Source organism: Streptomyces antioxidans (assembly GCF_000968685.2).
In the GTDB taxonomy this organism is placed as follows: domain Bacteria; phylum Actinomycetota; class Actinomycetes; order Streptomycetales; family Streptomycetaceae; genus Streptomyces; species Streptomyces antioxidans.
In genome coordinates this window covers 67398-74701 of sequence record NZ_LAKD02000019.1, presented here as the reverse complement: position 1 = coordinate 74701, position 7304 = coordinate 67398, and the positions used below count along the sequence as shown (strand labels likewise).

Here is a 7304-nt window from a genome sequence, read left to right as displayed (position 1 = left end):
TGGTGGTGGTGGGTTGTTGGATCGGACGGTGTTTACGCAGGCGGGGTTGTTTGCGTTGGAGGTGGCGCTGTTCCGGTTGGTGGAGTCTTTTGGGGTGCGGACGGATTTTGTGGTGGGGCATTCCATTGGTGAGGTGGTGGCGGCGTATGTGGCGGGGGTGTGGTCGTTGGAGGATGCCTGCACGCTTGTGGCTGCTCGTGGGCGGTTGATGGAGGAGTTGCCTGCTGGTGGTGCGATGGCTTCGGTTGAGGTTTCGGCATTGGAGATGGGTCGGGTTCTTGAGGGTTTGCGGGCTGAGTCGGGGTTGTGTGGTGTGGTGGAGGTTGCGGCGGTTAATGGGCCGGATCAGGTGGTGGTGTCCGGTGAGGAGGCTGCGGTGGCTGAGGTGGTTGAGTATTGGCGTGGTGTGGGTCGGAAGGTGAAGGGTTTGCGGGTGGGGTATGGGTTCCACTCGGCGTTGATGGAGCCGATGCTGGATGGTTTCCGGCGGGTGTTGGAGGGGTTGTCGTTTGCTGCTCCGGATATGGCGGTGGTTTCGAATGTGACGGGCCGGCCGGTTGAGGTGGGGGAGGTGTGTTCGCCGGAGTATTGGGTGCGTCATGTTCGGCAGGCGGTGTTGTTCGGGCCGGGTGTGGAGTGGCTGGCTGGGGAGGGTCAGGTGACCCGGTTTGTGGAGCTGGGGCCTGACGGCGTTCTGGCCGCCATGGCCCACAACTGCCTGGCCCATCACATCGATGCCGATAGTGAGGACGGCTCTGGTGCTGAGCCGGAGGTCATCGCTTCCCTGCGCCGGGACCAGCCCGAGGTACAGGCCGTACTGACCTGCCTGGCACGGCAGTTCACCACCGGCGCGTCCATCGACTGGACCCCCGTACTCGGCGAGAGCGACAGCAACGCCCCGGGGGCCCACCCGGGCCTGCCCACTTACGCCTTCCAACGGCAACGCTACTGGCTCGACGCACCGCACCACACAGCCGACGTGACCGACCTCGGCCTTGAAACCGTCGAACACCCACTGCTCGGAGCGGCCGTTCCCCTTGCTGAGGGAGGGCGGGTGTTCGCAGGCCGTGTGTCCCTGCGTACGCATCCGTGGCTCGTCGACCACCAGGTGCTCAAGACCGTGTTGGTACCCGGAACCGTCCTCGTCGAGATGGTGGTGCGTGCGGCGGACCGGGTCGGTTGCGGTCGGCTGGATGAGCTCGCGCTGGAGGCACCGCTGATCCTGACGGAGGAGGGTGGCGTCCAGCTTCAGGTAGTGGTGGAGGAGCCGGATGAGTCGGGTTTCCGACCGGTCGCCGTGTACTCACGTCCGGAGGATCAAGAGTCCGCCGGTGGTGCCGTGTGGGTTCGTCATGCCACGGGTTCGTTGGTGGCGGGGGAGTCGGCTGTTGGTGGTGGGGTGGTGTTGGAGCAGTGGCCGCCGGTGGGTGCGGAGCCTGTGGTGGCTGATCTGGATGCGTTCTATGAGCGTTTCTCTGGGCGTGGGTTTGATTATGGTCCGGCTTTTCGGGGGTTGGAGGCGGTGTGGCGGCGTGGTGAGGAGGTGTTCGCTCAGGTTCGTCTTCCGCGGGAGCGGGTGGGTGAGGCGGAGCGGTTCGGGGTGCATCCGGCGTTGCTGGATGCGGCCGTGCATGCGATGGCGTTGATCGCTTCGGACGAGGATGAGGGCGGTGACGAGGAGGCGGCGCGTATTCCGTTTGCGTGGTCGGGGGTGCGGTTGCATGCCTCGGGTGCGTCGGTGGTGCGGGTGCGGTTGACTCGTGCGGGGTCGGATGCGGTGGCGCTGGAAGTGGCGGACGCGGATGGTCAGCCGGTGGTATCCATCGAGTCTCTGGCTTTGCGGCCTGTTTCGGCTGAGCAGTTGCAGGCGGCCCGGACCAGCCGTTATGACTCGCTGTTCCAGCTGGACTGGCAGCCGCTGGAGTCTCCCCGGGCATCGGTTGCCGGGGGTTCGTGGGCGCTCGTGGGGCCGGATGTTGGGCTGGGTGAGGCGGTGGTCCGCGAGGGCGGATCGTGTGTCCGGTACGCGGATGTGTCTGCGTTGATTGGCGCGTTGGATGAGGGCGAGGCGGTGCCGGAGACGGTGGTGTTGTCCTGTCCGACGAGCGGTGGTGAGGACGTGGCTGCCGGGGTGCGGGAGTCGTTGGCCACTGTGCTGTCTGTGGTGCAGCGGTGGCTGGGTGAGGAGCGACTGTTCGGGTCTCGTCTGGTGGTGGTCACTTGTGGTGCGGTCGCCACTGAGGCAGATGAGGATGTGGCGGGTCTGGTGCAGGCTCCGGTGTGGGGGTTGTTGCGGTCGGTGCAGACTGAGAATCCCGGCCGGTTCCTCCTCCTGGACCACGACCCCGACCACGACCTGGAGTGCGGCAGTGAGATCAGCCCGGCTGCGGCGGACGCGGCGGTGCGGGTGTTGGTCGCGGGTGAGGAGTCTCAGTTGGCGGTCCGGGGTGGCACGGTCCTGGTTCCGCGCTTGTCTCGCGTGACGAAGTCCGCGCCCTCCCAAGCGTCTGCGCCGTTGGTCTCGGGTGGGACGGTGTTGGTGACGGGGGCGTCGGGTGTGTTGGCGGGTGTGGTGGCCCGGCATCTGGTGGCTGAGCATGGGGTGGAGCATCTGCTGCTGGCCAGTCGTAGGGGTCCGGATGCGCCGGGGGCTGCGGAGTTGGTGGCTGAGTTGGAGGTGGCCGGGGCGTCGGTCACCGTCGTCGCGTGTGATGTGGCTGATCGTGATGCGGTGCGTGAGTTGTTGGCTGGTGTTCCGGCGGAGGTGCCGCTCAGGGGTGTGGTGCATACCGCGGGGGTGGTGGATGACGGTGTGGTCGAAGGGCTGAGTGATGAGCGTGTTTGGCGGGTGTTGGCGCCGAAGGTGGATGCGGCGTGGCATTTGCATGAGCTGACTGCGGATATGGGTCTGGAGGCGTTCGTGCTGTACTCCTCCGTCGCGGCCACTCTGGGGGCTGGTGGGCAGGGGAGTTACGCGGCGGCCAACGCCTTCCTCGATGCCCTGGCCCAGCACCGCCACGCCCACGGCCTGCCCGCACTCTGCCTCGCCTGGGGCCTGTGGGCACAGGCCAGCGGAATCACCCAGAACCTGAGCCAGACCGATATCGCCCGCATGGCCCGGGGCGGTACTACCGGACTCACGACCGAAGAAGGTCTCGCCCTCTTCGACACCGCTCAAAGCGTGGGACGTCCCCATGTGATGCCGGTGCGCATGGACCTGGCGTCCCACCAAGCCCATCCGGAAGTGCCGGTCCCGTCAATGCTGCGGAACCTGATACGTACACCTCTCCGTAAGGCCGCGACCGGGCAGAGCGGCGCGAAGCAATGGCGGGACCGGCTTCTGGGAGCGAGCCCGGAGGAGCGTGAGGGACTTCTGCTGGATCTCGTCCGCGTCTCGACCGCGACCGTTCTGGGGCACAGGGACTCCGGAGACATCGACCTCGAAGGCGAATTCCTCGAAATGGGGTTGGATTCCCTGACCGCCGTCGAGCTGCGGAACCAGCTTGGCGGCGCCACGGGGCTGCGGCTGTCCACGACAATGGTCTTTGACCATCCAACCCCGGCCGATCTCGCGGTTCATCTCGCGGACGAGCTGAATAGCCTCGCGGCCACGTCTCCTGGCTCTCCCAACCTGCCCAGCTCCCCCAGTTCTCCTAGCTCTCCCAACACCCCCGGCGTCGCAAACCCGAACACCGCCGGAACCCACGCCGTACTGGCGGAGATCGAAAAGCTCCGGGAAACGCTTTCCCTGGCGTCACTGGTCGATGAGGACCGGTCCCTGGCGCTTGGCCGACTGGAGGACGTGCTCAATCAATTCGCGAAACAGGACTAGGTCCAGAACTAGGCCCAGGTCCAGGACTAGGCCCAGGTCCAGGACTAGGGCCAAGGCCAGGGCAAGGACTAAAAACCTGCCCAGGTGTCTCGCCGTGAAGAAGCCGAGATGAGTGCAAGCGAAGGCATCGACCACTCAGTTGACCTACTCAGTTGACCTACGCGGGGCCTCCGTGGCCACGAGTGGCCAATCGTGGCCATAAGTGGCCGCGACCCCGGCCCAATGACAGTAACCTCGGCGAATGCGTGAGCTAGAATTCACGGGCCAGTCGCCGGGGTCAACGTAACAGGAAGGCCATCCTTGAGCTGCGGAAAAGCAGAAGTCCATTGCCTGTTGACAGTGCGTCGGTAGTGTGTCGACAGAGCGTCGGAAGTAAGCCGAAAGTAAGTCGAAAGTAAGCCGAAAGAGAATTATCCGGTGTCCGGTGAACCCTTGTCCGAGCCGCCTGCTCATGGTTAGAGTCGGCAGCGTGGACGCCGAGTCACATACGACGGATTCAACGGGGAAGTGGTGTCGATGGAATTCAGCGTCTTGTACTTTGCGAACCGCGAGGTGACGGATGCGTCTGCGGAATATGATCTACTGCTGGATACGGCGCGGTTTGTCGATGAGCACGGCTTCAGGGCCCTCTGGATGCCTGAGCGGCATTTTCATCGATTCGGCGGCGCGTATCCGAATCCGGCGTTGACGGCCGCGGCCCTCGCCACCGTGACGCGCAACATACGGCTGCGCGCGGGAAGTGTGGTCGTTCCCCTCCACGATCCGCTGGAAGTCGTGGAGAACTGGTCACTGGTGGACAACCTCTCCCGCGGCCGTGTCGATCTGGCCTTCGGTACGGGCTGGGCGCCCAACGATTTCGTCCTGGCGCCGGAGCGTTACCAGGAGCGCCGGAAGATGACGATGGACGGGATCGAGGAGATCCGCGGTCTGTGGCGCGGGGAGCCGGTGAAACGGGTCAACGGGGAGGGCGACAGCGTCGAGGTCCTCAGCTACCCTCGCCCGATGCAGCCGGAACCTGGCCTCTGGATGACATGTTCCAGCAGCCGGGCCACGTTCGAAGAGGCCGGTGCGCGTGGCCTGAACATCCTCACCGCTCTGCTCTTCCAGAAGGTGGAGGAAGTGGCGGCTAACATCGAGGTGTATCGGGCGGCCCGCGCCAAGAACGGACTCGATCCGGCGGGCGGCACGGTCACCCTGATGATGCATACCTTCGCCGGTGAGAGCGACAAGCAGGTACGTGACATCGTGAAGGAGCCCTTCAAGGCCTATCTGAAGTCCTCCTTCGACCTCTGGCGCAATCAGTGGAGCGATCTGAAGGGCGTGGACCAGGAGCAGGTGGTCAACTTCGCCTTCGAACGCTACTTCCGCACCGCATCGCTGTTCGGCTCCGTCGACAAGTGCGTGCGTTCCGTGGAAAAGCTGGCCGAGGCCGGCGTGAATGAAGTCGCCTGCCTCGTGGACTTCGGTGTGACCGGCGATGAGATTCGCGCGGCCCTGCCCTACCTCGACCAGGTCAGGAGTCGTGTCCAGACGGGGACGTAAGCCAACTGGACGCCCCGTCCGCAGCCGACCGGACGCCTGTCCGTGGCCACTGGACACCCCATCCGCCCGCCATGCCACTCCCCGTCCCTCCGCCATGCCGCTGCCAGTCCACCCCACCGCCGCCCCGCCCAGTCCACCCCTCTGCCGCCCAGCGGCGACACCCATCCGAGGTGAAGGAAGATATGTCATACGACGCCGACGTCATCGTGGTCGGTGCGGGGCTGGCCGGTTTGGTCGCCGCGGCCGAACTGGCCGACGCGGGCCGGAGGGTCATCGTGCTCGACCAGGAGGGCGCGAACTCGCTGGGCGGTCAGGCGTTCTGGTCCTTCGGCGGCCTCTTCCTCGTGGACTCGCCGGAGCAGCGCCGCATGGGCATCCGGGACAGCCATGAGCTGGCGCTGCAGGACTGGCTCGGGAGCGCCGCGTTCGACCGGCCGGAGGACCACTGGCCACGTCGCTGGGCGGAGGCGTACGTGGACTTCGCGGCCGGGGAGCAGCGGGCCTGGCTCAGGGAGCAGGGAGTGCGTTTCTTCCCGCTCGTCAGCTGGACCGAACGAGGTGGCTACGCGGCGTCCGGGCACGGCAATTCGGTACCCCGGTTCCACATCAGCTGGGGCACCGGGCCGGGTCTGCTGGAGCCCTTCGTCCGCAGGGTCCTGGCCGCCCGGGACCGGGGCCTGGTCGAGTTGCGGTACCGCCACCGGGTCACCGCGCTGTCGCGCACCGCGGGGTCCGTGGACACGGTGTCCGGTGATCTGCTGGCGCCCGACGAGGTGCAGCGGGGGGCGGCCAGCTCACGTGAGGTGGTGGGCGCCTTCGAGCTCCGTGCCCAGGCGGTCATCGTCACCTCCGGTGGCATCGGCGGCAACGACGATCTCGTCCGCAGGAACTGGCCTGAGCGGTTGGGCAACCCCCCGCGGCGGATGATCGCCGGTGTTCCCGCCTACGTCGACGGGCACATGCTCGAGGTGACGGAGAAGGCCGGGGGACGGGCCATCAACGGCGACCGGATGTGGCACTACAACGAGGGGGTCCAGAACTGGGATCCCATCTGGCCCCGCCACGGTATCCGCATTCTGCCGGGCCCCTCGTCCCTCTGGCTGGATGCCACGGGGAAGCGGCTGCCGGTGCCGCTCTTCCCCGGGTACGACACCTTGGGCACGCTCCAGCACATCATGAGCACGGGCTATGACTACTCCTGGTTCGTACTGACCCAGAAGATCATCGAGAAGGAGTTCGCCCTCTCGGGATCGGAGCAGAACCCCGACCTCACGGGGAAGAGCATCCGGGGTGTGCTCGGCAGGCTCCGCCCCGGCCCACCCGGCCCCGTGGAGGCGTTCCAGCAGCACGGTGTGGACTTCGTGGTGGAGCGGGATCTGGCCTCGCTGGTGCGCGGGATGAACGCGCTGACCGACGAGCCGCTGATCGACGAGGCCGAGCTCCGCCGCGAGATCGTCGCCCGTGATCGCGAGACGGTCAACAAGTTCTCCAAGGACCTTCAGATCAACGCGATCCGGGCGGCGGGAAACTACCTCGGCGACAAGCTGGGGAAGGTGGCCCCGCTGCACAGGTTGCTGGATCCCAAGGCCGGTCCGCTCATCGCGGTGCGGCTGAACATCATTACCCGCAAGTCACTCGGTGGTCTGGAGACCGACCTCTCCAGCCGGGTGCTGACCGGTACTGGCGAGCCCCTTCCGGGTGTCTACGCGGCGGGTGAGGTGGCCGGATTCGGCGGTGGCGGAGTGCACGGCTACCGCTCGCTGGAAGGGACGTTCCTCGGCGGATGCCTGCTGTCCGGCTTGGCGGCGGGTCGTGCCGCGGCGCGGGCCGTGGACTGAACGCAGGAACGCGGCGCCGGGGAGCGGCGCACAGGGCAACACAGCGCGCCGGACAAACGGCGTGATCAGCGCATCACTTGACGCATCGGAGA

General features: G+C 66.3%; 2 protein-coding genes and 1 pseudogene. All 3 read left to right on the top strand.

Annotated elements, in window-relative coordinates; translation table 11 throughout:
- Positions 1 to 3829: pseudogene (locus VT50_RS09570) on the top strand (type I polyketide synthase); the annotation flags it as partial.
- A 519-nt stretch (positions 3830 to 4348) separates the two neighbouring features.
- Positions 4349 to 5374 carry a MupA/Atu3671 family FMN-dependent luciferase-like monooxygenase gene (locus tag VT50_RS09565; protein WP_046089596.1) on the top strand — a complete coding sequence of 342 codons (1026 nt, stop codon included), beginning with the start codon at positions 4349 to 4351 and terminating at the stop codon, positions 5372 to 5374.
- A gap of 182 nt (positions 5375 to 5556) precedes the next feature.
- A complete protein-coding gene (locus VT50_RS09560) occupies positions 5557 to 7212 on the top strand; it encodes an FAD-binding dehydrogenase (RefSeq protein ID WP_046089549.1) in 1656 nt (551 codons plus the stop codon).
- Positions 7213 to 7304 lie beyond the last annotated feature (92 nt).

Excerpts from the sequence above, each read along its gene's own strand:
- VT50_RS09560 (WP_046089549.1), top strand. The coding sequence starts at position 5,557 with ATGTCATACGACGCCGACGTCATCGTGGTCGGTGCGGGGCTGGCCGGT.
- VT50_RS09565 (WP_046089596.1), top strand. The coding sequence starts at position 4,349 with ATGGAATTCAGCGTCTTGTACTTTGCGAACCGCGAGGTGACGGATGCG.